This window comes from Paenibacillus liaoningensis (assembly GCF_059609455.1).
This window is the reverse complement of the sequence record NZ_JCAALU010000003.1, coordinates 327647-354117: the sequence shown is the minus strand read 5'-3', so window position 1 is coordinate 354117 and position 26471 is coordinate 327647. Positions and strand designations below refer to the sequence as shown.

The 26471-nt window shown below is 45.9% G+C and carries 22 protein-coding genes; 10 read left to right on the top strand and 12 right to left on the bottom strand.

The window, feature by feature from the left end:
- Positions 1 to 17 precede the first annotated feature (17 nt).
- Together catA and AC6B99_RS06005 are read left to right on the top strand one after the other, a co-directional pair.
- Entirely contained in the window at positions 18 to 689 is a 672-nt protein-coding gene (gene catA, locus AC6B99_RS06010) for a type A chloramphenicol O-acetyltransferase (protein WP_056033301.1), read from the top strand.
- Positions 690 to 983: 294 nt separating this feature from the next.
- Entirely contained in the window at positions 984 to 1661 is a 678-nt protein-coding gene (locus AC6B99_RS06005; protein WP_496662992.1) for a DUF6273 domain-containing protein, read from the top strand.
- A 163-nt stretch (positions 1662 to 1824) separates the two neighbouring features.
- Here AC6B99_RS06005 and AC6B99_RS06000 read toward each other — a convergent pair whose 3' ends face one another.
- A complete protein-coding gene (locus AC6B99_RS06000; RefSeq protein WP_056033306.1) occupies positions 1825 to 2475 on the bottom strand; it encodes a nitroreductase family protein in 651 nt (216 codons plus the stop codon).
- Positions 2476 to 2591: 116 nt separating this feature from the next.
- Here AC6B99_RS06000 and AC6B99_RS05995 point away from each other — a divergent pair, with 116 nt between their 5' ends.
- From AC6B99_RS05995 to AC6B99_RS05975, 5 genes are all read left to right on the top strand, one after another.
- On the top strand, positions 2592 to 2957 hold the full coding sequence (locus AC6B99_RS05995; RefSeq protein ID WP_056033506.1) for a helix-turn-helix domain-containing protein: 366 nt from the start codon (positions 2592 to 2594) through the stop codon (positions 2955 to 2957).
- A gap of 206 nt (positions 2958 to 3163) precedes the next feature.
- Positions 3164 to 4900, top strand: a complete 1737-nt coding sequence (locus AC6B99_RS05990; protein WP_056033309.1) for a cache domain-containing sensor histidine kinase — start codon at positions 3164 to 3166, stop codon at positions 4898 to 4900.
- 18 nt (positions 4901 to 4918) lie between these two features.
- Entirely contained in the window at positions 4919 to 6520 is a 1602-nt protein-coding gene (locus AC6B99_RS05985) for a response regulator transcription factor (RefSeq protein ID WP_056033311.1), read from the top strand.
- A gap of 29 nt (positions 6521 to 6549) precedes the next feature.
- Positions 6550 to 8265 (top strand): type 2 periplasmic-binding domain-containing protein, encoded by a 1716-nt coding sequence (locus tag AC6B99_RS05980; RefSeq protein WP_056033314.1) that lies wholly within the window; start codon positions 6550 to 6552, stop codon positions 8263 to 8265.
- A 276-nt stretch (positions 8266 to 8541) separates the two neighbouring features.
- Positions 8542 to 11889, top strand: coding sequence for a glycoside hydrolase family 9 protein (locus AC6B99_RS05975; RefSeq protein ID WP_496662991.1), 3348 nt, complete (start codon positions 8542 to 8544; stop codon positions 11887 to 11889).
- Between the two features lie 211 nt (positions 11890 to 12100).
- Here AC6B99_RS05975 and AC6B99_RS05970 read toward each other — a convergent pair whose 3' ends face one another.
- From AC6B99_RS05970 to AC6B99_RS05950, 5 genes are all read right to left on the bottom strand, one after another.
- Positions 12101 to 13207, bottom strand: coding sequence for a GerAB/ArcD/ProY family transporter (locus AC6B99_RS05970; protein WP_496662990.1), 1107 nt, complete (start codon positions 13205 to 13207; stop codon positions 12101 to 12103).
- A gap of 30 nt (positions 13208 to 13237) precedes the next feature.
- Positions 13238 to 13471, bottom strand: coding sequence for a hypothetical protein (locus AC6B99_RS05965; RefSeq protein WP_496662989.1), 234 nt, complete (start codon positions 13469 to 13471; stop codon positions 13238 to 13240).
- Positions 13472 to 13485: 14 nt separating this feature from the next.
- Positions 13486 to 14658, bottom strand: a complete 1173-nt coding sequence (locus AC6B99_RS05960; protein ID WP_496662988.1) for a Ger(x)C family spore germination protein — start codon at positions 14656 to 14658, stop codon at positions 13486 to 13488.
- Positions 14659 to 14688: 30 nt separating this feature from the next.
- Positions 14689 to 16203 (bottom strand): spore germination protein, encoded by a 1515-nt coding sequence (locus AC6B99_RS05955; protein ID WP_496662987.1) that lies wholly within the window; start codon positions 16201 to 16203, stop codon positions 14689 to 14691.
- A 274-nt stretch (positions 16204 to 16477) separates the two neighbouring features.
- Positions 16478 to 17182 (bottom strand): MerR family transcriptional regulator, encoded by a 705-nt coding sequence (locus AC6B99_RS05950; RefSeq protein ID WP_494882124.1) that lies wholly within the window; start codon positions 17180 to 17182, stop codon positions 16478 to 16480.
- Positions 17183 to 17353: 171 nt separating this feature from the next.
- On the opposite strand from AC6B99_RS05950, the gene AC6B99_RS05945 reads away from it, so the two are divergent.
- Entirely contained in the window at positions 17354 to 18082 is a 729-nt protein-coding gene (locus tag AC6B99_RS05945; RefSeq protein ID WP_494862742.1) for a DUF8817 family protein, read from the top strand.
- Between the two features lie 72 nt (positions 18083 to 18154).
- Here AC6B99_RS05945 and AC6B99_RS05940 read toward each other — a convergent pair whose 3' ends face one another.
- From AC6B99_RS05940 to AC6B99_RS05920, 5 genes are all read right to left on the bottom strand, one after another.
- Positions 18155 to 18394, bottom strand: coding sequence for a helix-turn-helix domain-containing protein (locus AC6B99_RS05940; protein ID WP_162241887.1), 240 nt, complete (start codon positions 18392 to 18394; stop codon positions 18155 to 18157).
- Positions 18395 to 18586: 192 nt separating this feature from the next.
- Entirely contained in the window at positions 18587 to 19678 is a 1092-nt protein-coding gene (locus AC6B99_RS05935) for a YutH/CotS family kinase-like spore coat protein (protein WP_056033336.1), read from the bottom strand.
- Between the two features lie 5 nt (positions 19679 to 19683).
- Positions 19684 to 20940 (bottom strand): glycosyltransferase family 4 protein, encoded by a 1257-nt coding sequence (locus tag AC6B99_RS05930; protein WP_063892530.1) that lies wholly within the window; start codon positions 20938 to 20940, stop codon positions 19684 to 19686.
- A gap of 17 nt (positions 20941 to 20957) precedes the next feature.
- Positions 20958 to 21896, bottom strand: a complete 939-nt coding sequence (locus AC6B99_RS05925) for an NAD-dependent epimerase/dehydratase family protein (protein WP_056033338.1) — start codon at positions 21894 to 21896, stop codon at positions 20958 to 20960.
- Positions 21893 to 23182 (bottom strand): UDP-glucose dehydrogenase family protein, encoded by a 1290-nt coding sequence (locus AC6B99_RS05920; protein WP_496662986.1) that lies wholly within the window; start codon positions 23180 to 23182, stop codon positions 21893 to 21895. Before AC6B99_RS05920 ends, AC6B99_RS05925 begins: the two co-directional genes overlap by 4 nt.
- Before the next feature lie 216 nt (positions 23183 to 23398).
- Between AC6B99_RS05920 and AC6B99_RS05915 the strand changes: the two genes are divergently transcribed.
- Positions 23399 to 24211, top strand: coding sequence for a UTP--glucose-1-phosphate uridylyltransferase (locus tag AC6B99_RS05915; protein ID WP_496662985.1), 813 nt, complete (start codon positions 23399 to 23401; stop codon positions 24209 to 24211).
- Positions 24212 to 24357: 146 nt separating this feature from the next.
- On the opposite strand, the gene AC6B99_RS05910 is transcribed toward AC6B99_RS05915, so the two are convergent.
- Positions 24358 to 24660 (bottom strand): hypothetical protein, encoded by a 303-nt coding sequence (locus tag AC6B99_RS05910; protein WP_496662984.1) that lies wholly within the window; start codon positions 24658 to 24660, stop codon positions 24358 to 24360.
- Positions 24661 to 24894: 234 nt separating this feature from the next.
- Here AC6B99_RS05910 and AC6B99_RS05905 point away from each other — a divergent pair, with 234 nt between their 5' ends.
- Complete coding sequence (locus tag AC6B99_RS05905) at positions 24895 to 26460, top strand: response regulator transcription factor (protein ID WP_496662983.1); 1566 nt, start codon at positions 24895 to 24897, stop codon at positions 26458 to 26460.
- Positions 26461 to 26471: the final 11 nt, after the last annotated feature.

The following is a 26471-nucleotide window of genomic DNA, read 5'->3' as shown; positions in this document are numbered from 1 at the left end:
TTAGGAGGTTATTATAAATGAACTTCAATCCGATTATTATGGATAACTGGAGTAGGAAACCATACTTTGAGCATTATTTAAACAAGGTCAGATGCACCTTTAGCATGACGGCAAATATGGATATTACCCGGCTGCTGAAAGAACTCAAGAGTCAGGAAATAAAGCTTTATCCCGCACTCATCCATATGATAGCTACTGTGGTAAACCGCCATCATGAATTTCGCACATGCTTTAATTCGGAGGGGACATTAGGCTATTGGGATCGTTTGTCTCCTAGCTTTACCATTTTCCATGATGATGATAAGACTTTTTCAAGCATGTGGACTTTGTACGGCGAAGATTTTAATGATTTCTACAGTCGTTATCTTGATGATATGAAAAATTACGGAAAGGTTAAACAATTTGCCTCTAAACCAAACGAACCGCCCAATACTTTCCCTATTTCCAGCATTCCTTGGGTTAGCTTCACAGGCTTTAATTTGAACATATATAACGAGGGGACCTTTTTGCTCCCCATCCTTACAATGGGGAAATACTTTCAGCAGGAAGACAAAATACTGCTGCCACTATCCGGGCAATTCCACCATGCTATATGCGACGGTTACCATGCCGGGATGCTGTATAATGAGCTGCAATTACGTGCTGATAATTGCAAGGAATGGCTGCCCAACTATACTCCATTCCGCTAATGGACACGTTAATGGAATAAGGAAGCGATAACCCGATGATGCCTTTCTAGATCATCGGGTCTTCTTTATGTGTAAAAGCCAGCCCACTCCTAACTTCGTGCAGTGAGCCGGTTTTGGCTATGAATAGCTTGCCGACTTTCTCGAACTGCCGTCTTTACTTAAAGTAAAACATTAAAGTACGTATGTTAAGTTTTTTGAAATAGATAGTGCGGTAAATCAAGGGTTTGAGGAAGCCAGCTTAGTTATTGCATCAATGTTGTACAATTGAATTAAAAACGAAAGTTGGAGATTTTTTTGGAAAATGTTAATTTTGCCTGCACGCCGTTTCGAAGCGCAGAGCCCGGCGCAATCATTACTTTCGGCATTTATCCTCAGACTGCGGGCGGCGCAGACAGAACGCCGATCAGGTGGCGGGTGCTGCAAAATTCAGGCAGCGAGCTGTTCCTGTTGAGCGAATACATTTTGGACTGCAGGCGGTATCATGGTGAATTTGTCGATATCTCATGGCGTGATTCTGATATGCGAAAATGGCTGAACGATGAATTTTATATCACTGCATTCAATGATTCCGAGAAGCGGTTCATCAAGACTGCACATTGCACGGACAACGGAGAGGCGAGCGCTGACACGGATGACAAGGTTTTTCTGCTCAGTGTTTCGGAGGTGAAAGAACTGACCTCTAAACATGATGAAGTCGCTTTAAGCGTGAAACGTCGGACAATAGGAACGGAATTTTCCAAACTAAAAAAGGAAGATGGCTGTCACCTGTATGTGTATGATAAAACCGTCAAAGCTGACTATATCATCGAGAAGGGTGAGGAATTAGGCTGCTCTTGGTGGTGGCTGAGAACCCAGCCGGTTAGTTGTTCACGTGCTTATTTTATTGGCCCACGCAGCAGTATACGCAGTTATGGCCGTGTTAACTTAGCTCGTGACGGCGTGCGCCCCGCTATCAAAGTGGCATTTCCTTAGTTTTGATCAACGGATGTCCGCTGCTTCACATATCTATCGCTTAAAACAAAAAAAGCTCGGTTTTGGATCACTTGGACGTGACCCGAAACCGAGCTTTACTCTCGAATGATATTGATGAATAACAACATCCATCGTTAGGTTAGTCTCCAAGTGTAACGGTTGATTAGGCCCAGGTCGTAATCGTTTCAACCGGGAGGCGGTAGGAGGGATAGCCCTCCTTGGCTGCTTTTCCTATAGAAATCAACATGACCGGTTGGAACCGATCCTTGTCCAGGCCAAAGGCTTCAGCGATCTGCTCCTTATCATAACCGGCCATCGGGTTGGTGTCATATCCGTGAGCACGGGCTACAAGCATCAGCTGCATCGAAATGAGGCCCGAGTCAATCAGGTTCATGTCACGCAGATCGGATGCAGCCATACTCGCATAATAAGGCTTCGCTTGTTGCAATTGCATATCCATAATATCCTGAGGCATGTATCCAAGCTCCACGGCTTTGCCGAAAATTTCGTCCATATATTCAATATTGCTTGCATCGTAAAATACCGCAATGACAGCCGAGGAGGTTAGAGCTTGCGTCTGGTTGAAGGAGGCCAGCGGTGCAAGCTTTTCTTTGCCTTCAGCACTGTCGATGACAAGGAAACGCCATGGCTGCATGTTAATGGCAGAAGGGGCGCGGGAAGCTTTCGCCAACATTTCGGTCATTTCCTCCCGGCTGATTTTCACTTCAGGATCGTAAACTTTAACGGATTGGCGCTCCAAGACGATTTGATTAAAATCGTTTGTTTTGTGGAATTTGCTGGTGATTTTGCTCATGTGAATTTCTCTCCTTTATCTATTGTTTTCAAAATTGTACTGCAACTTATCTGCACTATGAGGATTGTAAACTATGAAGTATACTTTATAGCAAGAGCAAAAACGGGGTGTTTAAGTTGAAAATTAGTGAAGTAGCAAAAATGGTTGATCTTCCGATATCAACGATCCGTTACTATGAGAAAATAGGCATTATTACGGATGAATATATATTGAGAGAACAGAATAACTATCGGAATTACGCTTTAGAAATTGTTAATCATCTAAACACTGTTAAAAATTGTTTGGCTGTTGGATTTTCGATTCACGATATAAAATCCATGATTTCGAAAAAAGGAATATCAAAAGAGGAACAAATACGCATCATTAAAGGGAAAATTTCGGAAATTGAAGAAGCTCAAAATAAATTAGAAAATTCCAAACAAGATCTATACGATATTCTTGAATTGGATATTACGTGTGAAGATGGATTTGGGAAATACTAATAGTAGGTCTGCCAGAACCATTTGGCAGGCTTTTTTTTGCTTAGGTGTCATAGGAGGGCGGCAGCTTTAAAATTAGCGAGTGTAATTATAAAGATAGCGTCTATCATGATTGAGGTATTCTAAGCAAAGAATTGATATAGTAAACGCTTTCAATATATTGTAATATATCGGGTGAAGTGCAATTTCGAAGCAAGGATGGAAATGACATGCGATTCAAATTCAACATCTTTCAGAAATTGCTTGTGTTGCTGCTGATTTTGCTGACGCCTGTCGTGGCGCTTTACTATTATTCAACGTACAAGAGCATCAATGTCATACAGGAGGAGCTCATCAAGGCGAGTCTAAACCAGATGGAGCTTTTCATGGCACAGCTGGATGCCAGCATAGAGAAATTCGATCTGGTCTCCGCCCCCATGCTCGTTGACACGAATGTACTGGAATACCGGTACAGCCTCAACATGAGCGATTATTCCCTCATGAAAACCCGGCTGCTGATTCAGGAGAAGCTGTCGCTGGCCAGCGCGTCGGGCAACTGGCGCAATGATATGACGATCTTTTTTCCGCAAAAAGGCGATAGCATATCTTCTTCTCCCTCCTATGAATATGATCTTGAAGAGTTTGAGGGCCGATTCTCGCTGGGGTGGAGCTACAGTGAAGATTTGGGGATAGGCTCCGGTTTTACTCGAACCTATGTCACTACGGGTTACAAACCGGCTCGTCCGAACGAGCTAGATGTTGCCGTTCGCATTAATCTGTACAAGTGGAGCTTCGAGAATCTGCTCGACACCTACAAGGCTGGCCACTCCAACAATCCGTTTTTTTACAAAGAGGGACATGCCATCATCGCCAGCCGGTCCGCAGAAGGACTTAAGATGGATGGAATCGTCGCAGAGCTGGGAGACAGGGTCAATAGCCGTACTTCCGGTTTCTTGATTCATTCGTTCGATGGCAGGCCTTATCTGATCACCTATCATTATTCTAACCTTCTTGACTGGCAGCTCATCGATTCCGTTCCGCTCGACCAAATAATCGGGCCAATTAAGCAGCAGAGGGTGCTGTTTGGAGCGTCATCTTTCATTTTGCTTCTATCCGGTATCGCCGCCGCGACTGCCTTGTACTGGAACGTACAGAGGCCGATCTTACGGCTCGTGCACGCGGTGCAGCAGATCAAGCGAGGCGATTACGCCTACCGTCTGCCGAAAAAATCAAACAATGAATTCGCGTTCCTCATGCAAAACTTCAATGAGATGGCGACGCAGATCCAAGATCTAATCGAGCATGACTTGCAATCGCGTATCCTTGCTCGCGATGCAACGCTGAAGCAATTACAGGCGCAGATTCATCCTCATTTTTTGTACAACTGCCTGGGTTTCATCATTAACATGACCAAGATGGGGAAGGATCGGGCAGTCATCGACATGGCCTATCACTTGGCCGACTATTACCGGTATACAACACGTATGGACAATCAGGGAGTCAGCATGGGCGAAGAGCTTGCGTTCGTACGCATTCACTTGGAAATTCTCAGGCTTCGCAATGAGACGCTGACCTACAGCATCGAGCTGCCGGAGGAGCTTGCACAGCTCCGCGTCCCCCGGCTTCTCATCCAGCCGATCGTGGAGAATGCGCTGGTGCATGGACTTGAGAACGTCGAATACCCGGGCCGGGTGGAAATCAGGGTCTACGTCAAGGATAGCTGGGTGCACTTGGAAGTGGAGGATAACGGCAAAGGATTGAATATGGAGCAGATCAACCAGCTGCACAAGGAGCTTCGTGTCCCGGCTGGTGAATATGCCGGCTGCGGCCTATGGAATGTGTATCAGCGACTGCAGGGCAACTATGGCGCAGACGCCAAAATTACATTTATTCCATCCAGGCTGGGCGGGCTAGCCGTCAGCTTAGTCTGGAGACTGAAGAATGAAGAATGCAGATTGGAGACGTAACGATAAGGAGGAAAAGCCATGAATAGCCTGCTTGTGGTTGATGACGAGAAACACTATGCAGACAGTCTGGCAGATACGATTCCATGGACGAAGCTCGGCATCTCCCCGGTTTTGAAAGCTTACAGCGCAAGCGAGGCGCTTGCACTGATGGAAGCTTTTCCTGTCGACATCCTCATGACGGATATCCGTATGCCGCGCATGAATGGCCTAGAACTGATCGAGCAGGCCAGGAGGCGCATTCCCCAATTGAAATGCTTGCTGCACACAGGTTATGCGGACTTCGATTATGCTCGCAAAGCGATTGAGCTTCAAGCGCTCGATTACTTGATGAAGCCGGCTAAGGACGAGCAGCTATTGGAGGCAATGGGCCGAATCGTTAAGCAGCTTGAGCAGGAGCGAGCGATCGAACAGGGCTTCCGTATATATCAGGACAACAGCGCCGAGCTGAAGGCAGGCTTGCTGCTCAAGGCGCTCAGCGGCAGCCTAAACGGCGAGGCGCTTGCGGAAAAGTTGAAGCTGTTCGACCTCCCGCTGCTGATATCAGGTCACGTCTCACTGTGCCTCGTTCGGTTAGGTCCCCCTTTCGACGGACAGGATCTTTACTCGCAGTCTCTGATCCGGTTCGCGGTAACGAACATGCTGGAAGAACTGCTGATGGAGCGGTATGATTGCTGGTCGGCTGCGGACGATGAAGGGACCCTGCTAGTCCTCGTGTACGATCTATCGGGTGCTCCGCCGGATCAGGATTGGGTGCACGAGCGGATAGACCAGTTAAAGCGGGAAGTACAGAACTTGCTCAAAGGTGAAATATCCGTGGGTGAGGCTGACTGTCTCTTCCCGGAAGGGCTGCAAGCCAGTTACATGGCGGTCATAACGCGCCTGGACAGTGCTGGGCGTTCGCCCGGGCAGGTGACTGAGCGCAACGAGGAGGAAGCGCGCCTCATGCGAAAGCTCTACGAGACGCCGCTTCTGACGCATCTTTTAGAGTCTGAGAAGTGGGAAGAGGCGGAGCTTAAAATCCGCGCGTTCGTGTCGCCATTGCTGCACACGGGTTCGCCGGATCTCATGCGCGACGTTTTTTTCTTTCTATCCAATGCATTCCAGTATATTGCGAATCGCAGCGGCAGGACGCTGGCGCAGATGCTCACTCCCGGACAGTCCGCTTATGTAAAGGGGAAAGCGATGCTGCACGCGTCGCAGCTGGAAGGCTGGGCACTGGACTCGCTGCGCACGCTTCGCGATAAGCTGGGGGAGGAATCCGAGGACCATAGCCAGGCGATCGTCCGCAAGACGCAGTCTTACATCCGGCAGGAAATTGACAAGGACTTGTCGCTTACGATGTTGGCTAGACGCGTCTTCGTACATCCTAACCATCTCTCTAAACTCTTTAAGCAATGTACGGATACGACCGTTTCCCAATATATTTACGAGCAGCGCATGCTCAAGGCCTGCGAGCTGCTGAAGCATACGGATTATAAAATTTACCATATTGGAGAAAGCATCGGTTACCCGAATACGAACTGGTTTATTCGTAAATTCCGTGACTATTATCAGGTGACACCGCAGGAATTCAGGGACAGATACCGATCAGGAATGGAGCGGGGAGAGTCGGGCTGGTGAAGAGGCAAAGGAGGTGGAGAAGCTTTCTATTGGCAGTTCTGATAGGGAGTCTGCTGCTTGCCGTTGCCGACTGTTTGAATAGCGGTGGGGAGTCGACCAAGACCAGTCCCGTGAGTGATGAAATGAAGCCGATATGGGACTTTCAATATGCTCCGCCGATTACAATTACGACGGCAATCGTGGATGAGAATCGGCCTAACGCCTTCAAGCCAGGCGAGAGCCTTACGAACAATGTGCATACCCGCTGGATGGAAGAAAACCTGGGTATGATCACGAAATTTGACTGGATCGTCAGCAAGTTCGAGGACATAGATACAAAAATCCGGCTGGCGCTGGCCGTGAACGGCAAGCTGCCGGACACCTTCGGTGCAGATGGAGACATCCTGAAGGATCTGCTTAAAGCGGGTAAACTGCTTCCGTTGAACGATGCCATTGAGAAGTTCGCGCATCCTAAGCTAAAGGAAGCGCTGGAGAAGTACGCTTATACGATGACGGAGGTAACCAAAGACGGCAAGATTTACGGACTTCCTCGCTTCAACGTGGGGGATGAAGGAACGGTCATGTGGATCCGTGAGGATTGGCTCGAGAAGCTTTCGTTGAAACCGCCGACGACGATCACCGAGTTGGAGAACGTACTGCAGGCATTTTCCGAGCAAGACCCTAACGGGAATGGCAATGACGACGAAGTCGGCCTGGCAGTTCCGCTGAAGGAAGGCCCATGGAACTGGATGGGGCAGACTGACGCAATAGCTGGGGCTTTCTCCAAACAGATGCTTAGCACCTCCAACATCAATATGTTCTGGAATGAGGACAAAAATGGCAGCCTGATCTATGGCGCCGTTCACCCAGATGCCAAGAAATATTTGGAGACGATGGCGTCCTGGATGGCAAAGGGCTACATGGACAAAAATGCAGGCATGAAGGACTCGAGCCAAGCGTCCGAGCTAGCGGTCAAAGGAATGGCAGGCGTCATGTTCGGTCCGTTCTGGATGGGGGCCTGGCCGCTCGGCGACACGGTGAAGGTTGATCCAAAAGCAAATTGGCAGGCGTATCCCCTTCCTGCCGGACCGGACGGACTAAAGGGCAAGGCGCAGAAGCCATTGTACGGCATCTACACGGTTTTCAGCAAAGACTTTAATCATATTGAAGCCTGGTTTGCCTATTATAATAAGCTGCTTGCTAAAAATTTTGGCCCGGAGGATCCATACTTTGATCCTCGTTTCGAACAAGGGTTTCACGAGGGCTACGATTATGTGATCAAGGACGGCAAGGTCATCACCGTCGATTTCGAAGCCGAAGGCGTGCCGAATAACGAATGGCCGCTTGCAGACGGTTCATCCTTGGATATGCGCTGGATGCTTTATCCGCTGACCGGCGGCGCACCGGCGCTGCCGTATATGAACGCAGATGCGCTAAAAAAATTATTGAACAATTCGGACGCCGAGGTGCTGACGCCGATCGAACAGGGCATCAAAGGGCTGAATTCGGCCCAACTGCTGGCAGCCGGGATCGCAATTTCTGAGCAGGAGCTCGAAATCCCGAACCGGTACCACGGGCCGTTAACAGACGGGATGGAGAAGCACGGGGTGTTCCTGCAGAAGCTCGCAACGGAGAGCTATCTGAGCATCATTTATGGCGAGAAGCCACTCTCTTACTTTGATGAGTTCGTGGCCCAATTTTACAAAAATGGCGGCGACGTGATTACGAAGGAAGTTAATGATTGGTATAAGGACAACAAGCAATAACAGCGTTTCGATCACCAAATCGAAGGGAGGCCGCATTCGGATCATCGGATACGGCCTCCTTCTTTTTTTTAGGATGATGAGCACAATTGCTTGTTTTCTTCTATAATTGTTTATTTCTTCTATATACCAGGGTCCCTTCAGGAATTAAAATAATTTCATTAGAAAGCGTTTTCATGAAAAAGAGGTGATGGCGCGCAGATACCGATAAGAAGTCGCAGCGAATTCGGTTTCGATTCAATGGGAGCAAATTTTCACAAATTTAAAGGAGGAGAGTTAATGAGGAAAAAAGTCAGTTTAATCCTTGCGTTTACGATGTTCGTTACCATCTTATTTTCCAATCCAATCGAGACGAACGCCGCTACCCCCGAAGCGCCTGCAGGGTGGAGAAACTTGCTGGATTACCAAATATTCAGCAATACAACGGACGGCTGGGCAGGAGATAGCGGATTCGGCTTGGAAACGGAAAATAGCAAGCTGCCGATTGATTGGACAGTTACGTACAATGGATTGCCTTCCTTATTATTAAATACGAAGACGCCCACCAGTCCGTCCTGGTTCAACGCGCTGGTCGCGGTTGCCGGTTGGAAAGCGTATAATTTTACGCCTTATTATGCAAACGGTTTTCTTGAGTTCAATATCAAGGGGAATGCAGGCGGAGAGTCCTTCCTCCTTGGCTTTAAAGACAGAGTATTCGAAAGGGCTGCTGGCGAAGAAATTACCACTACAGTAAACATTAGCAGCTATGCCAGCATTACGACGAACTGGACCCATGTGAAGATACCGTTAAAGGATCTCATCCAGGTCTCGCAAGGAATTGACCCTTCTTCGATAGATACGTTATCTATCAAGAACAATGGTTTTCAACCTTTAAAGGTGTGGCTCAATGATATTAGGGTTACGTCTCCCGATAAGGAGAAAGAGTATGCACCTATTAAGGTCAATCAAGTGGGGTATCCTGTAAATGGCGTAAAGCAGGCGCTTGTGACAGGGTTTGAGGATGTTCTCACGGTCGATGAGGGGACTCCATTTAGCGTTATTAACGCGGGCAATCATTCCACTGCCTACTCCGGAACGCTTGTACTCACCGAAAACTATGATGCTATAGACAGTGGAGAGCGAATTTTCACGGCCGACTTTACCCATTTAACGGTACCGGGAAAATATTATGTGGCGCTGCAGGGACTTCAGAATTCTCCCGAATTCTCAATTGGCAATCCGAATGATATTTATGGGCCGTTTCTAGTTGACGTATCCAGATATTTTTATTACCAGCGGACAGGCATTAATATTACCAGCCCGTACACTCAAAATTATCAGAGAACGGACTTTACGCCAGACACTGCGGTCCCTTTAATGTCCAACCCTTCCATCAAGAAAGATGTTTCCAAGGGCTGGTATGATGCGGGCGATAAAGGCAAGTATGTAAACGCCGGAGCCAAAGCATTGTCCGATCTGTTCTGGGCCTATGAAATCATGCCGGAGAAATTTACCGACAGCCAATTTAATATTCCGGAGAGCGGAAACGGCATTCCTGATATTTTGGATGAGGCACGGTGGGAGCTGGAATGGATGCTCAAAATGCAGGATGCAGCAAGCGGCGGTTTTTATGCGCGTGTAACTTATCAAGACGATGACAATTTACTGAACCGAGAAATTATTGATAAAGATACGGTAAGTCCACGGACAAATATCAAAACGACCTCGGACACGGCTACTGCGGCTGGCGCATTGGCACATGCCTATCTGATTTATCAAAATATCGATCCGACTTTTGCTCAGCAATGTTTAGATGCGGCAGTAGCAGCATGGGGGTATTTGGAGGCGCATCCGGAGCTGATCAAAACGCCTAACACAGGCAGGTGGCCTTACGATGTGACGGACGACTCTGCTAACCGTCTTTGGGCTGCAGGCTCCCTGTATCGGTCGACCGGCGTTGCCAAATACAACGATTATTTTGTTGCAAACTACACTGAAATGGGACAGTTTTTCGAGCATCCCCTTGATTTCGCCAGCGGTTGGGAAAATACGTGGAATACGGGCTTCTTCAGCTATATGAAGGCTGCTAATAAAAATGCTGGAGTCGTAAGCTGGTATACGACCAAATTCCAGCAATGGTTCAATGATAAAGTGAACAGATACAACGAAAGCGCCTGGAAAAGTATCGTAAAAGACGGCAACTATTATTGGGGAATCACAATGCAGTATGCTGATACGCCGATGGAAATGATCATTGGCACCAAATTGCTGGGAACCTTCGAGACCAACCGCGCGATTATTAATGATATTACTTATAGCCAGTTAGGCTGGATCCTTGGCCAGAATCCGGTAGGCGTATCTTTCGTATCGGGGTATGGCGATAACAGCGTTAAGTATCCATTCAGCATTATGTTCAGAACAGATGGCTTGCCGGGGGTGCCGAAGGGGTATTTGGTCGGAGGACCGAATAGATACTCCAACGATGAGACGGTAGGGAATCAGATTTCGAGATTTGCAGCGAAAAACTATCACGATAACTTCCAAGAGTGGACGACAAACGAGCATACCGTCTATTGGAATTCGGGGCTGGTGTTTGTTGCTGCATTCGCAACGGGAAGCGGCAGCAGCTCGGTTATCAGTCCAACGACCGCTGCCTTTGACAAAAATACCGCCATGCAGGCGAACATCCCGGTGACGCTGACGCTGAACGGCAATACGCTCACCAGCATTAAGAACGGTACGGCGTCCCTCGTTGCGGGCACGGACTACATCGTTTCAGGCAGCACGGTCACTCTGCAAAAAAACTATCTCGCTCAGCAAGCCGTAGGAACGACGAATCTCACTTTTCTGTTTAACGCTGGTTCCTCTGCTTCGCTATCCATCGCAGTGAGTGATTCGTCGGTTAGCAACTCGGCCATCAGCCCGACGACCGCTAGCTTTGACAAGAATACCGCCATACAGGCGAATATTCCAGTGACGCTGACGTTGAACGGCAACACGCTTGCTAATATTAAGAATGGCACAGCTACCCTGGTTGCCGGTACGGACTACACTGTATCGGGCACGACGGTGACGATTCAGAAGGCTTATCTGGCCGCCCAGCCGGTGGGAACAACGACGCTGACGTTCAACTTCAGCGCGGGAGCGAATGCGGCTCTAACGGTATCCGTGATAAATACCACCTCCAGCGGCAGCGGGGCCATCAAGGTGCAGCAGTATAATTCCACCGTTACAGCAACTAGCAATACGCTGAACCCGCGGATCAAGCTGACGAACACCGGCACTTCCGCCATTAATATGTCCGACGTGTTGCTGCGATATTATTACACGATTGATGGGGAGATCGCTCAGAACTTTTTCTGTGACTGGTCGCATGTTGACAGCAGCAATGTAACGGGCACCTTCGTCAAGCTGGCGACTCCCCTGACCGGGGCCGACCACTATCTGGAGATCGGCTTTACGAGCGGAGCCGGAAGCTTGGCTGCGGGAGCCAGCATTGAGATTCAGCTGCGCGTGTCCAAGTCCGATTGGTCGAATTACTCGCAGACGGGGGATTACTCCTTCGACCCGACCCATACGGCTTACGCCGATTGGAGCAAAACGACCGGCTACATCGCAGGTACTCTCCAATGGGGAACGGAGCCGTGAACGGCGTAGGGCTAGGATAACTCTGGATGAAATGAATCGTGCAAAAGATAAAGATATTCTCCGCTTATTTAAATAGCCTCTCGGCATTCGCCGAGGCTGCTTTCCTCCTACTTCTGTAGGGGGAATTTTTATTAAAACCGCAACTTGAATTGGAAAAAGCATTTCAAATTTAATGAGATATAGGTTCTATTGCCAAGAAATGCTGATCCTCTCATTTGGTTGGCGTCTTTTGTAAGCCAAGCATTTTCTTCAGCAGATGTATGGCAACCACGAGCAGCAAAGGAATTGTAAATCCGGTCAACTTCCAAATTGGAAGAATCACCGTGATGTGCTCGGCCAATTTTGCTTCGCTTCTTTGTAAAAGAAAAGCACTTATCATATTGATAAAAGTCAAAGGTAATATAAACACGTTCTCATCCTTTAATTTACATATACGTACAACTAAATGATTTAATATGAAAATTATAATGCAAGCCTTCATGTAGGAACCTACGATTAAAGCTATCCCAACAATGAATTCGACCCGTTGAATAGGTTGTAGATCAATTATTCGTGCAACCTCTACCATTGAATACTTTCTTTCCCCGGCCAAGGGTCCGAAAACAAGAATGGTTGCTATAGCGACCGCAATCAATAGGATGATGCTGATACCAAACACAATAACCAGCTTTTTATGTAAATTCCGGGTCGGCCGACGAACAAAAGGCAGGAGTAGGGCGAGTAAAACCGGTTCTGCATGGGTGAAACCATATGAAAGGTAGGCGCCATGTAATACAGGTTTTATTCCGTCAGGAAGAATAGGAAAAAGAAATTCTGTGTGATAATTAGGAATAGAAAAAAACAAAGTCAAGACGATGAACAGCATCATGATAAAGATGAGAATGGTAAACATTCTACTCATGACTTCAATTCCTGCACGTACTGTTATGGCCACTGTGGTGAAGATAAAGATATCAAATATGTACTGAGGAGTCTGCCTCATTAAAGAACTGTTAACATATTTACCTACTTCATGTACGATATCAGTACTCATTTCAAATAAGAGTGAAATAAACGGGATCACAATCACAATGGTGGGCCAGGTTCCCAAAACAGCTTGGCTGTATTCACTAAATGATTTTCCGGGATATTCCTTATCCAAGTAAAGAACAAGCAGCAATTGAATCATGGCAACCGTGCCGGAGAGCAGCAGAGATATCCACACACCGTTATGGGCGAATCCAATTAACGGACCGGGAAGGTTTACAATAACTGAGCCAGTCAAATAAACAAAAAACAATACGATCAATTGATCTTGACTTATGGTTTGTTTATTCATAAAGATTATGCTGCTCCTTTTCTAACAATCTTAGTCTAAATATTCAACAATATGATGAGCCCAATCTTTATACAGCCATGATGCGATGTCATGAAGAAACGGCATTCCAAACCCTCCAACATACTCAACACAAAGATAAATAGAGACAAAAACGATCACACCATATGCGATCTTGTCGCGCAGCACCATTTTCTTTATTTTGGATAGATTATAGAACGTCATTAACAAATAACTCGAAATCACGACAATCATTTTTTCAGCCATCCGTTCTTGCTCCCTCACTGCTGGTCTATGGAAAGCGGTTTTGGTATTGCAGTTCCGCTATTCTTTATTTCAACTTTTACTTTAATGTCGATTTGAGTATGAGCGAAACGCTCTCCCCAATTCTTCTTCCACCGTTTCCATAGGGCTGGATCTTTACGATATATCTGATCTCCTAAACCAATTAGGTCTAATTCCTTTTTTTTCATTCGATTGAAAGTTTTTCTTAAAGATTGTTCAACTGTCCGAGCCACGGCTTCAGTCAATTTTTTTTCATCTTCCGGAGTTTTTAATGTCATGCACCTCATCTCTCCAATAGCTCCTGACACTTGAACGTATACTTGAAGCTTGACTGTTTCACCTTCAATTTGTGGTTTTAGTTTGGAGTGGAAAGATAATACTTCCAGGGAATTATTGCTTGCATCGCTCGAATCGTTTTGAGTTTCGCACGGCACGCGGATAATTCCACTCTTGAACTTATTATTTAACATATGTATCATTTTCGAATCTTGAGGAGAAACGATTCCCTTCCATTTTCCTTTCTGTAAGACTGCCATTCCGGTGGCCACCAGATGCTCTCCTTTGTCTCCGCCTTTAGTGATGTAAGGAGCTAACGAAATCCCCGTCTGGCTGCGAAGACCGATGAAAAGATCAAGTAACGAAGTGTTGGTCGTTTTGTAATTGTGCTGCTCGGATTTTTTTGTAACTTGCAACAACTGTTGACTTACTGTTTTTTCGATTAAAGGCTTCATTTTTAAATATTGTGATGCTTTCCCGTGGGAAATAAAAAACGAAGAACTAAGTCTAGCCTCATGATCCCGGTAAAAGAAATCCAAAACCTCACCGATAGGATATAGTTGTACTAACTGATCTTCTACAATGATAGTCCGCAAATGGCTCCATTGTGCTTTGCGTCCAATTTGAAGGATAATATCACGAATCCCATCAAACATCGTATTACTCTTAGTTTGCACATTGATATAAGAAACATCTCCGCTTTGCTTTCCTTGTGAACCGCCGGAAAGTCCCGGCTTGTATATTTGCACAGTAAGCTCAATCATTCCTTTATCGGCCTTGTCGATGGCAAGGCCTAGGATTAAGGACCGATCCGTAAGTTCTGTCTTGTCCCAGCAACCCGGCAGCAATAGAACGCAGACCATCATACAGGCGGCAAATGCCGTTTTTCGCATAAAAGAGCCTTCTCTCAAAAAAATTGCCTTTTATTTTTTAGATCCGAATAACTTATTGCGTGGTGAACGCAGTAAAATTTTTAACGGCGCACGAATGAGTGTATCCAGTAATTGCTTAGGTTGAAGAGGCGCTAGAGGGGCTAGATACGGCTGCCCAAGGGATCTGAGACTTGTTAAATGTAGCAAGATCCAGAGAAAACCTATCATCAGACCGAATCCACCCAGGAATGTGCTTAAAATCATGAGCGGAATCTTTATAATTCTTAAAGCAGTAGCCATGTTATATTGAGGAATGGCAAAAGAAGCAATCCCGGTTAAGGAAACGACCACGACCATCGATGGAGAGGCAATACCTGCAGATATGGCTGCTTCACCAATAACGAGAGCGCCAACAATACTTATAGTGGAGCCAATCTGTCTTGGCAATCGCGCTCCGGCTTCCCGAAGAAGTTCAAAGAAGAATTCCATTATTGCGGCTTCATAAAATGCAGGGAAAGGAATGCCCTCACGCGCATTCATAAGGGCAAGTAAAAGGACGGTAGGAATCAATTCTGGATGAAAAGTCGTTAAAGCAATATATATGCTGGGCAAGCTTAAAGCAATAAAAAATGCAAATATCCTCATTATGCGAATTAGGGAGGCAATCATACTTCTTTGGTAAAAGTCTTCCGAGGATTGGTACATTTCTGTAAAAAGTCCCGGACATATTAAAATCGAACCTGTGCCCTCGACGAGCACGATGATTTTACCATCCAACAAAGCTGCAGCAGCGGTATCCGGCCGTTCTGTATAGCGGTATTGAGGGAATGGAGAATAAGTCGAATCCTCAATCCACTCTTCAATAAAAGAGGTGTCAAGAACATTAACTTTCTTCATTCTGGAAATTCGCTCTTTTAACTCAGCTAAGGCTTCCAAGTTAACTGCATTTATCAAATAAGCGATATTGACTTCAGTTTTGGTTTCTACCCCAAGCGTGAACTTTTCTAATTTAAAATTAGGGGTTTTTAACCGCTGCCTTAACATACCGATATTCTTTTGCAAATTTTCAACTGTACTCTCACGTGGACCATGAACTACGGATTCTGCACTCGGTTCGCTTACTTGCCTGGTTGTTAGTGAAGCAACTTTGTAAGACAAAGCTTGATTCCAGCCATTAATGAAGATAACAAGATGCCCTGTAACAATATCATCACTAGCTTCTATTAGATCGTTTACAAGCTTGGAGGATTGCGAGGAAACACCGTGGTTGCTGAAAAAGCGAATGACATCTTCAGGAGTGACAGAAATGGCAGGGCCTACTTCGTGGGGGACAAGGTCCTGAAGCGATGCTTTCATATAATTTAATGCTTTATTTTCAAATAACGAATCGAAATAAACGGAAAATGCTGTGGATTGGAGCTCTGGTCCAAAGTGCCACTGAAAAACGGACAAGTCTTCGCAGTATTCAAAATGAGTTTCGAGCCATTTTAAATTAGATTCCAATACGGGTGAAATCAGCTGGATATCCGTTTCTGAGCGGGTACTGGCAAAGCTCGTTTGGTTCATGCTGTTAACCTCCAGAAGTAAGAACTATGCTTTAATGGTTTTCAATTCTAATAAGATTTATTCATGCTTCGCAGTTTTTTATTCACAATGAGTATCACAACACATTCAGTTTCGCGATAGATCATGTCATTATATTGCGAATTTTAAAAAAGTGAGGATTTTCTTTCATTACATGACAATTCCTACAACATGACATTATTTTGGGGCTGCCTTCGGGCAGCCTCATTTGATTTTGATTTGGAGCAGGAAACAGATAACGTTAGAAGGACTTTACCTACTGTTCTTTCATATTTGACACAACATCAAGAAGATTATGCAAATAAGCGATACCGCGCATCTGTTCCACCAATGCATTATCAATGTATTGAAGAGACTCGAGGGCAATTTGCTTAACTTGAGCAATGTTTTTTTTATCAAGACCTGACAATACTTCACGAACAATATCCAAGGAGTAAGCTACTCTTTGAACCGTTCGGATGATAAGCACCTTGCGAATATCAGAAGGGCTATATATACGGAATCCACTCTCCTTTTGGCGCTCGGGCCTAATTAACCCTTCCTTTTCCCAATGCCGAATTGCGGAAGCAGATACATTCGCTTCTTTAGCTACCTCTCCAATCGTAAACGAATTTTTATTACGGTACTTTGGGAAATCTGTCCACTCTTTTAAATCAAGCATCTCAACTGTTCTTTGTACGGTTTCCTTTTCTGCATGAAGGTTTACTTGTGCCTTGTTAATTATCCATAAAGCATCAAGTTTTTCCCCATTTACGATGCGTGGCATAACCTCTCGAATTACATTCATTCCAAAACCAGCGTACATCGCACGTATACATTGAAAATAAGCCTCATGTTCCTTTGTATAATTGCGATACCCATTTGACATTCTCTCGACTTTAGGAATAAGTCCCCAAGCTTCATAATGCCTTAATGCACTCGTGCTTATCTTCAATTTCTTTGCTATCTCAATACCTTTCAACTCGATTCCCTTCTTTCAACCTGCAATTAATAGTTAAACCACATGACGGCTTTTTCTCTAAAATCAGTATAATACATGGATAAATCTAAATGAACATTAGCATTTGCAATAATGTTGTACGATAAGGGGGTAATTGGGTTAATAAGTCCTATAAACCAGGAGGTTGATCACTTGTCAACAAAACGCTTCGGAACCGCGATCCCGATTTTACCCAGCAGATCTATTGACGAGCAGTTGGATTTCTACCAAGCGCTAGGCTTCGAAGTGACCTATCGTCAAGCCAAACCAAACCTATACGCTTGCGTCCGCCACAGTATCGTGGAACTGCATTTCTTTGTACTCAAGCAATTGAATCCAGCAAATTCTTATAGCTTGTGCTACGTCCACATTCCTGACGTGGATGCCGTGTATAAGGAATTCAGCGAAAATTTAAAAAAAGCGTACCGGAAAATCCCCACCAAGGGATATCCCAGAATTTCTAAACCGAGCAACCTGATGGAAGATCGCAGATTCCATATCATCGATCCTGCCGGTAACCGCTTGTTGATTGGAACTAAGCATGCCTCCCCAAGGCTAATCGTGGAAGAGACCTCCAAATTTGCAAGCGCGTTCGAAACCTCATACCGATTGATGTACGCCAAAGACGAACCAGCGGCTGCGGCCAAAGTGCTGGATCTTGTTCTTCCAAAAGCCGAAGAAGCATCGGCAACGCTTCGATATAGAGCGTATGTATTACGTGCCGATATCGCCCTCTCCATGGATGAACGGGCTATTGTAAATACTTTCGTCCAAGAAGCAGACCGGATGTCGTTATCCGATACAGTACTTGGAGATGCGACGGAAGAATACGAAAAACTAAAGGAACTTAGAGCGTACTTGGAAGGTAGGGACAATTGCTAAGAGGAGGCGGAGGCGATTAGCCGCCAGTTTCATTCCAATCTAAGGGCAGCACTTAATCCGTTAAGTTGAGTATTAGCCGCGCCGCTGGCGCTTTCGGTACTGGAGAGGCGAGCAGCCATTCGTACTTTTGAACAGCTTGTGAAAATTCGCCACTGGATCTATTCCAACACAAGCAGCAACCTCAATAATTTTGAGGTCCGTCTCACGCAGCAGCCGTTGGGCCTCGCGAATACGCACCAATTGGACGTACTCCGAGAAACCGAAGCCTGTGCATTGCTTAAACTTTCGACTAAGGTAATATTGGCTGAACAACCGTAACGCTTGCGCTAAAGTAAAAGAAAGCTGCAGGTAATGAAACGATTGAAGGGGGATATCGAAAGGAGTATGAAGACGTTGCAGGAGAGAGGCCTCGTTATAAGCTAAGGCTTGCCTGAAAACGCCAGAGCAAGCCTGAAAGAAGCTTTGTGCTTAAGGCTAAAATTGACTAAGCCTGCTTAAGATTGCTTACGACTGTTTGACAATGCTGTCCCACGATGCAAGCATTTGCTGGCGCTCTCGATCAGACGTAATTAATGATTTTAGCTTCTGTATCGTTTGGGGAGCATTCCATTCCGTCCGCTTATTGAAGTATTTGCTGGATAAGCCATAGAAAAGATGAGGGAATAACAGATCCGCATAGATGACGCTGCATTCCTCCGCGCTTAGAGGATGAACCTCACGATAAGCCCGCAGCATGGATATGGCTTTAGCCGAGCTCCATCCATGCTTCTTCATCACCTTGTTGAATATTTTGCGAATATCTCTTGCAGGCAAGTCAAAGGTTAAGGAATCCATATCGATAATGGCAAGCCCTTGCCGGGTCTTAATCAAGTTAGCTGCTGCAAAATCCTGATGGCAAAGGTTTTTTTGCACGGCTACTTTATTAACCCAGTTGGTGTATGGGCTGCTTTGAATCAAATGCAGGGCAGCTTTTCCTTGGTCAATAAATTTGTCCACATGCAGAAGAAACAGCCTCTCAAATTCGCTGCTACTACTACTTCTAATGCTGCTGCTCTTACCGCTTCTACTTCTCTTACTGCTTTTCATGTTTTTAATGCTAATCCTATTGCTATTGCTACTGCTGAGAGCCATTCCCTTGAACCGCTCTAATTGATCGAGATGCTTCGCATAGCCCCGCCCCCAGCTTCCAAGATGCTCCCTTTCATCCGTTGTATAGGCGGATTGAAAACCTCGGGAAGCCATATGAAACTTCCCAAGCTCCTTCATAATGAGAAGGAGATCTCCCGTTACATAGGAGGGCGATACGCCTTCCGCTGCGTCTGATAAGACGTAGCAGCTGCCGCTGCTGTCCTCCGCATAATCGTTTCCATCCGTGGTAGCTACCATGCGAGGGATAGGCGCACCATTTTTCTGCAAATGTCTAATCGCTTGAAGGAGGAAGAGGAGCCGTTGCTTGGAGACGGGCGCCTTCTTCAAAATTTTAGTTCCCGCGCTTGTCGCAAGGCTCCAGGTCGCCTTCTTGCCTTTATCCGAGATGAGCTTAATGCTCTTCACTTGAAGCGGATATTGGGACATCAGTCCAGTTATCGTTTGCATAATCGTTACCTGCCCCTTTGCTGAGTTCGTTTGATGCTAGAGCGGCGCTTGAGTTTTTTGCGAAGAGGCCGCGTGAATCGGCTTTTAAGTTTGGTTATAGTAAGATTTGATAATGGGGTAGGCTCGCTTCTGTAAGCGTCCATGTAAATTTTATTTAAACGATCTGCAACATGCTTGAATGTGAAAAATCCTTCGACCATTTCCCTGCCTCTGAATGCCATCGTCCTGGCTTCATCCCTATAAGTAAGCATATAGTTAATGGCATCGGCAAATGAGTCTGCGCTGGTATAGGTTCGAACAATATAGCCATTGCGCTTATGTTGAACGACTTCGGCATTGCCGCCACGATCGGTTGTAATGACAGGGATTCCGGCGGCCATCGCTTCATAATGCACACGAGCTAGCGGTTCCTGCCATTGGGAGCTGCAAACAAATACGTCGCCCATGGAAAAATAATTTTGGATTTCGTCAGCTTGAACGAATTTGGTGAAGATGACTCTGCTGCGATAAGGCTCAGCCAGCTTCAGTAACCATTGTCCATAGTCATCAATAGTGTTATCACTGAACCATTTGCCGCCGACAATAACAAGGACCGCATCCGGATGCTCATCAAGGACACGGTCCATTGCCTGAATGAGCAGGTGAGGTCCTTTCTTGACGCTGAGCCGTCCAACAAACAAAATAACTTTCTTGTTCTGGACGCCATATCTTTCCCGCATTTGATTGCGTAATTGCAAGCCGCGGGAGGTCCAAATGGGATGGTAAGAATTAGGGTCAATTCCGGAGAAAATCGGTTCGGTTTTATCCTCTGCAGCGGGAACGCGCCTAGTAATCGTTGATTTAATATATTTGCTTACCGTCGTTATTTTGTGTACATATTCCACGCAAAGCTCGGCGTCAATATCGGATATTTTGTTGGGCTCAAACATTTCGTTATGCAGGCTGACGACAAAACGGCTAGTCGGGGAGGCTTCCTTATAAATAACGACGTTTTTAGGACGATTAAATACATGAACGACATCATAGGCGTGCTCCCTCAATGAACCCGCAACATCTTCAACGTAGCTATCTCTAGGAAAGCGGATATATTTAATATCACCACGCGTCTCCCTGTCTGGCAGCGCAGCATCGGTAATGGAGTAGATCGTTAATTGATGGTTCTGTGATAAAAAGGGAGATACTCCGTCCATCATAATTTGGATGGCTCCCCCTCTCACAGCGGGAGAAGGGAGCTTTTCCGTACATATGAATGCCAGTCTCATAAGGAGACAGCCTCCTGTCATTTATAAAAATCGATAAAATATTCGAGCTCCTTGGCTAAGCCGGCCTCCAAGCTGATTTTGGGCTCGTATTGCAATAGCCGTTTGGCTTTGGATATATCGGCCCAAGTGTGCATGGGCTCGCCGTGCATGCTGCCGCTAGGGGTAATTACCGGTTTTTTTCCAGTCAAAGTCTCCAGGGCTCGAATAACCTGTATGATAGCTGCCCGTTCTTTACCGCCGATGTTAATGGTTTCTCCTACGACATGGGGGGCGTCAGCTACAGCAGCGATAGCTTCTACGCAATCACTGATATACGTGAAATCCCGGGTTTGCGAGCCGTCGCCAAATAAAGTAATCGGATCATTCGCCAGCAGCTGTTTAATAAAACGATGAAACGCCATATCTGAGCGTTGACGAGGCCCATATACAGTGAAAAAGCGTAAAATAACGACGGGAACATTTTTGCTATAAACTCGGCATAAATGCTCGCCTGTTAGCTTGCTGACACCGTAGGGGGCGAGAGGAGCAAGCGGCGTGTCCTCAGATACTTGACCCGTCGTCTCTCCATAGACGGAAGAGGTAGACGCGAATACAAATTTTTTAATCGATGATTGACGGCAAGCTTCAAGGAGCTGCTGAGTAGCAAGAATGTTAGATTCGACGTAGCTGCTGAAATCAGCTCCCCAGCTGGAGCGAACGCCCGGTATGCCAGCCAAATGATAAATGATATCCACATCGTTAAGCAGTGTTTTCCAGTCCAAATGAAGCATATTGGCGGTAATCATGTTGAATCGCGGGTGATGAAGAAAGCTGTCCATGTTTTTAGTGCCAATCAGGTGCAATTCTTCACGAACGAATGCGTCAACGCCGATCACTTCATGCTCGCCGCTTGCCAGCAAATATTCGCATAAATGAGATCCGATGAAGCCGGCAGCGCCAGTTACGAGGATTTTCATGGGCGACCAACTCCGATGTAAGCAAAGCCTTGCAATTCCAGATTTTTTTTGTCCAAAACATTTCGTCCGTCTACAATAACAGGCTGCCTCATTAACGTTTTGACCTTATGCCAATCGGCTTCCAGAAAGGAGCTCCAAGCTGTGGCGACTACCAGCACATCCGCTTGCTCCACGGCAACATAAGGACTGGAGCACCAAATAACGGAGGGAAGCTCGGGCGTTGCAAGCGGGTCGTAAGCATATACCGTATATCCTCTGTGCGTCAGCTTCTTCATTAAAGCGATGGATTGGGAATAGCGAATATCGTCTGTGTTTTCTTTAAAGGTTGCCCCCCATACGGCAATTCGCGGTTTTTCGGACCCTTCGCCTAAAGCATGGGTTATTTTATTCAGGTAAATGTCTATTTGTGAACGATTGATTTTCTTGACAGCCTGCAGCAGATCAAGCTTAACGCCTTTAGAGGCCGCCACAAAATCAAGGGCATTCACATCTTTAGGAAAGCAGGAACCACCGTACCCGAGGCCGGCTTGCAGAAATCTGCCTCCGATCCGTTCATCAAGACCAATGCCCTGCGATACCTCCGTAATGTCAGCCTTATAGGCGTCGCAAATCCGAGATATTTCATTAATGAAGGAAATTTTAGTGGCGAGGAAAGCATTGGATGCGTATTTGATCAGCTCGGCCTCCAGTCGGTTCGTTAGCAAAAACGTGGTTTGAAGGGAAGCATACATTTCCTGGACCTTCATTGCAGGTTCTTTTCTCTTAGCGCCAATCACGATACGATCAGGGTGAACGGTATCCTCGATAGCGGTTCCTTCCCTAAGAAATTCAGGGTTCGAGACGATATCAAATAAGTCGGGGCGAGTCCCGTGCTGCTGGAGCTCCTCTTCAACCCAATCAGCCGTGCCGGGTGGCACGGTACTTTTCATAATAATAATTTTGTGCGTATGAATCGTTTCCGCAATAGCGGTGATGACATGCTTTACATATTTCATATCGGCGCTGCCATCCTTCGCTGAAGGGGTCCCAACTGCAATCATAATGACAGGACAATGAGCCATATGCTTTTTGCTGTCCGTATCAAAAAAAAGCGTTCCCCGCTGCTGATTGTCCGTAATCAGCTTGGCCAGCCCAGGCTCATAAATCGGAATAATCCCTTTCCGCAGCTTCGCAATTTTATCCGTATCAACATCCGTACAAAATACGGTATGACCCATACCCATATCTGCCAGAACAGCCGCTGTTGTCAAACCAACGTAGCCTGCTCCTACAACACAAATTTCCATTCCTATCGCTCCTCTCGAATTTACTACTACTACTAAAATATTGATTTTTGTTAAGAATGGTCACGGCTGCTGCATCTATTAAATCAAGCGGGGGGTCTATTGAAATGGGTTACCGCATTTGCCTTATTTTCATAGAGGACAAGCTTCAAAATCGATTTTCGCTAATATGCTGTTACTATATATTGGATGAAATTCCAATGGGAGTGGGTGATATTAGTGGTATTTAAAGCGATTATTCCTGCGGCGGGATACGGGACTCGCAACTTGCCGATTACTAAAGCGATTCCAAAGGAAATGTTCCCTATTAACAGCCGCCCTGTCATTGACTATATTGTTCAGGAAGCGATCGATGCCGGGATCAAAGAAATTTTAATTATTCTCTCGCGCAATAAGACAGAGATTATGGATTATTTTGATCGCTCCATTGAGCTGGAATGGTTTTTAAACACACATCAGAAAAGCAATATGCTTCAAGGAATTGAGCCGCCGAAGGTCAGTTTTCAATATGTAAGACAGCCGCAGGCTCTAGGACTTGGCCAAGCTGTTCAGTTGGGACAAACATTCGCAGGGGACGATCCTTTTGTTGTTTTGCTGCCGGATCAGCTTTGCTTGAGGAAACCCCCTCCGCTGCGCAAAATGATTAAGCTGTACGAGCAGTTCAAGCACCCGGTTATCGGACTGCAGTCGGTGGAGAGGGAGCTGCTGCAAAACTATGGGGTCATTTCTGGAAAGCAGATTCAAGCCGGGGTATATCGACTTAATTCTATTGTCGAGAAACCCAAAATGAACCCGCCATCCCATATTGCGGTCATGGGCAGATATATTTTGACATCTAAAATATTTGCCGCTCTTGATCAATTGAATGCCGAAAGCGGGGTGGAGCTTCAGCTAACGGATGCGCTGAACGTTCTGTGCCAGCAGGATGAAGCGTATGGCTATGTTTTTAAGGAGAAATGGTATGATACTAGTATTGAAAGCGAGTATATTAATGCCCAGCGTTGTGCATACAGAATGAATAAGCAGACTTAAAGGAATGGGGAAGAACCTTCAAACGACGATGAAGCTCGTTTAAGGTTCTCTTTGCTCTCTTTTTTTCTGTTTTTTTGCGTAGACAAAAAGAGTCGCCTTCAGAAGAAGGCGACAGTCGGTACTTAGTACGTGAATGGTTTAGCTGCTTACTCGTAATCGTCGTCCGAGTTTCTATCGAATTGCTCAGCCCGTTTGCAGTTATCATGCGAGCGGTGATGTTGACCATGCGAACGATGGCCATGTGAACGATGACCATGGCAATTGTCATGTGAACGATCCCCGCCCGTGCGGTTACCACGGGAACGATTGCCACCAGTGCGTTTGCCACCAGTGCGATTGCCGCCTGTACGGCTACCTCCCGTACGGCTGCCGCCAGTGCGATTGCCGCCCGTACGGTTACCACCTCTATGATTGCCGCAAGAGCAGGAGGATGAATTGAAGTTTGACATATGCAAACCCCCTTTCTCGTATATGCTACAATATATGACCGCAATCTATTATTTGTAACGAGGCATTTGATTGTTTTCATAGTCTACATACAGGAGCCGAACTCGAAAGCGGACTTTTGAAGCATACCGGGAGAAAGAGAACTTAAGACACGTGTTCTCAAGCAATGGACTAGTATCTTAAGCATGGTATCATAGGATAAAACGGACGGCTGCACATTAGGAGGAGGATCAGCTATGTATAAGGTGTTAATTGTGGATGACGAAATATTTGTGCGAAAGGGTCTGATCAATTTAATGAATTGGGCCGCAATGCAATTCGAAATATGCGGAGAAGCAGAGAACGGGAAGCAAGCGATTAAGCTAATTGAACGACTGAAGCCTGATCTGGTTATTGTTGATATCAGAATGCCTATGCTGGATGGTCTCGAACTGATCAAGCATGTGAAGGAGGAGGGGGATCACCAGCCGTTATTTATTATTATTAGCGGCCATCATGATTTCACTTATGCGCAGCAAGCCTTGCGCTACAATGTGTCGGATTATATTTTGAAGCCAGTTGACAAGAAAGAGCTGGGTTCCACTTTGAAAAAGGTGGAAAATACACTGAATCAAATGCAGCTTTTGTCATATACAGGAGAAAAACCGCTTGCTCAGACCATAATCGCTACTTTGCTGCAGACAGAGCCCAACGAGCAGGTTATTCAGCAGATTTCCCATATATTGAAGCTTCCAGCCTCCTCTCCTTATACGTATGTAATTGCAGAAATACAGGATATGCAGACGTCGGGATCATTCGATTATTTACCGGGCATGCAGACAGCGCTTCAGCGGTATATGCAGCGCGAAGGGACGCTTCCGCTCGTTCATGTGCGCGAGAACAATCAGTATGGACTTATTGTCCCACAAGCATGGCTAATGCAATTGGGCGATAACGAGAATACGGCTTATGCATGGCTGCTGGATATGCTGGAGAAGGAGCTGGGAACTACGATAAGTTTATTCATCGGAAGCAGGGAGGAGCATCTTAAGCGCATTGACCAATCTGGGAGCAGCGCGGGCCAATGCTTGAATTACCGTTTTGCTGCAGGCTCGCGCGGTATTATAATGGCATCCGAGATGCTCCCGCTGTCCTTATATTATTTTGACGTAGATGAAGAATTGCACAGCAAATTGATTACCGAGATGGAAGAGAATGTGCGTGAGGGCTATGAGGCTGTCATCCATACTATTTTTAATCAATTTCAGGAATTGCGTTTTGCTCCAGACGCAGTCGCCAATACCATCAGACGGAGCATTATTGCGGTCATAAACACCATCAGACAATTTGAAGGGGACGAGAAGGAACTGCTGCTGCTGAATGAACTGCTGGATTGGCCAAACAAATACCGCAACCTGAATCAGCTTCGGCATATATGCTTGCGTTTTATAGAAGAATCGGCTGGCTATATTGCCGCAAAGCGAAGTGAAAAAGGAAAGGGCAGCATTGAAAAAATAAAAAAATATATTGATGCCAATTTTACGGAAAATATAAATCTGAAAGGAATCGCAGCAAAATTTTATATGAATCCTGTTTATCTCGGCCAGCTCTTTCGCAAAAGCTATGGCATGTATTTTAATGAGTATTTGCTTTCACTGCGCATTGAAGAAGCCAAGCGGCTGCTGCGGCAAACGAACAACCGTATGTATAAAATCGCAGAGCTGGTTGGATTTCCGAATTCAGATTACTTTGCAACACAATTTGAAAAATTGGAAAAGATGACTCCGACAGATTATCGCAATAAGATCATTGGCAGAAAATAAGGAGGCTATGC

Coding starts and splice junctions, on each gene's coding strand:
- catA (WP_056033301.1), top strand. CDS start 18: ATGAACTTCAATCCGATTATTATGGATAACTGGAGTAGGAAACCATAC.
- AC6B99_RS06000 (WP_056033306.1), bottom strand. CDS start 2,475: ATGAGCAAAATCACCAGCAAATTCCACAAAACAAACGATTTTAATCAA.
- AC6B99_RS05990 (WP_056033309.1), top strand. CDS start 3,164: ATGCGATTCAAATTCAACATCTTTCAGAAATTGCTTGTGTTGCTGCTG.
- AC6B99_RS05985 (WP_056033311.1), top strand. CDS start 4,919: ATGAATAGCCTGCTTGTGGTTGATGACGAGAAACACTATGCAGACAGT.
- AC6B99_RS05975 (WP_496662991.1), top strand. CDS start 8,542: ATGAGGAAAAAAGTCAGTTTAATCCTTGCGTTTACGATGTTCGTTACC.
- AC6B99_RS05970 (WP_496662990.1), bottom strand. CDS start 13,207: ATGAATAAACAAACCATAAGTCAAGATCAATTGATCGTATTGTTTTTT.
- AC6B99_RS05965 (WP_496662989.1), bottom strand. CDS start 13,471: ATGGCTGAAAAAATGATTGTCGTGATTTCGAGTTATTTGTTAATGACG.
- AC6B99_RS05960 (WP_496662988.1), bottom strand. CDS start 14,658: ATGCGAAAAACGGCATTTGCCGCCTGTATGATGGTCTGCGTTCTATTG.
- AC6B99_RS05955 (WP_496662987.1), bottom strand. CDS start 16,203: ATGAACCAAACGAGCTTTGCCAGTACCCGCTCAGAAACGGATATCCAG.
- AC6B99_RS05935 (WP_056033336.1), bottom strand. CDS start 19,678: ATGCAAACGATAACTGGACTGATGTCCCAATATCCGCTTCAAGTGAAG.
- AC6B99_RS05930 (WP_063892530.1), bottom strand. CDS start 20,940: ATGAGACTGGCATTCATATGTACGGAAAAGCTCCCTTCTCCCGCTGTG.
- AC6B99_RS05925 (WP_056033338.1), bottom strand. CDS start 21,896: ATGAAAATCCTCGTAACTGGCGCTGCCGGCTTCATCGGATCTCATTTA.
- AC6B99_RS05920 (WP_496662986.1), bottom strand. CDS start 23,182: ATGGAAATTTGTGTTGTAGGAGCAGGCTACGTTGGTTTGACAACAGCG.
- AC6B99_RS05910 (WP_496662984.1), bottom strand. CDS start 24,660: ATGTCAAACTTCAATTCATCCTCCTGCTCTTGCGGCAATCATAGAGGT.
- AC6B99_RS05905 (WP_496662983.1), top strand. CDS start 24,895: ATGTATAAGGTGTTAATTGTGGATGACGAAATATTTGTGCGAAAGGGT.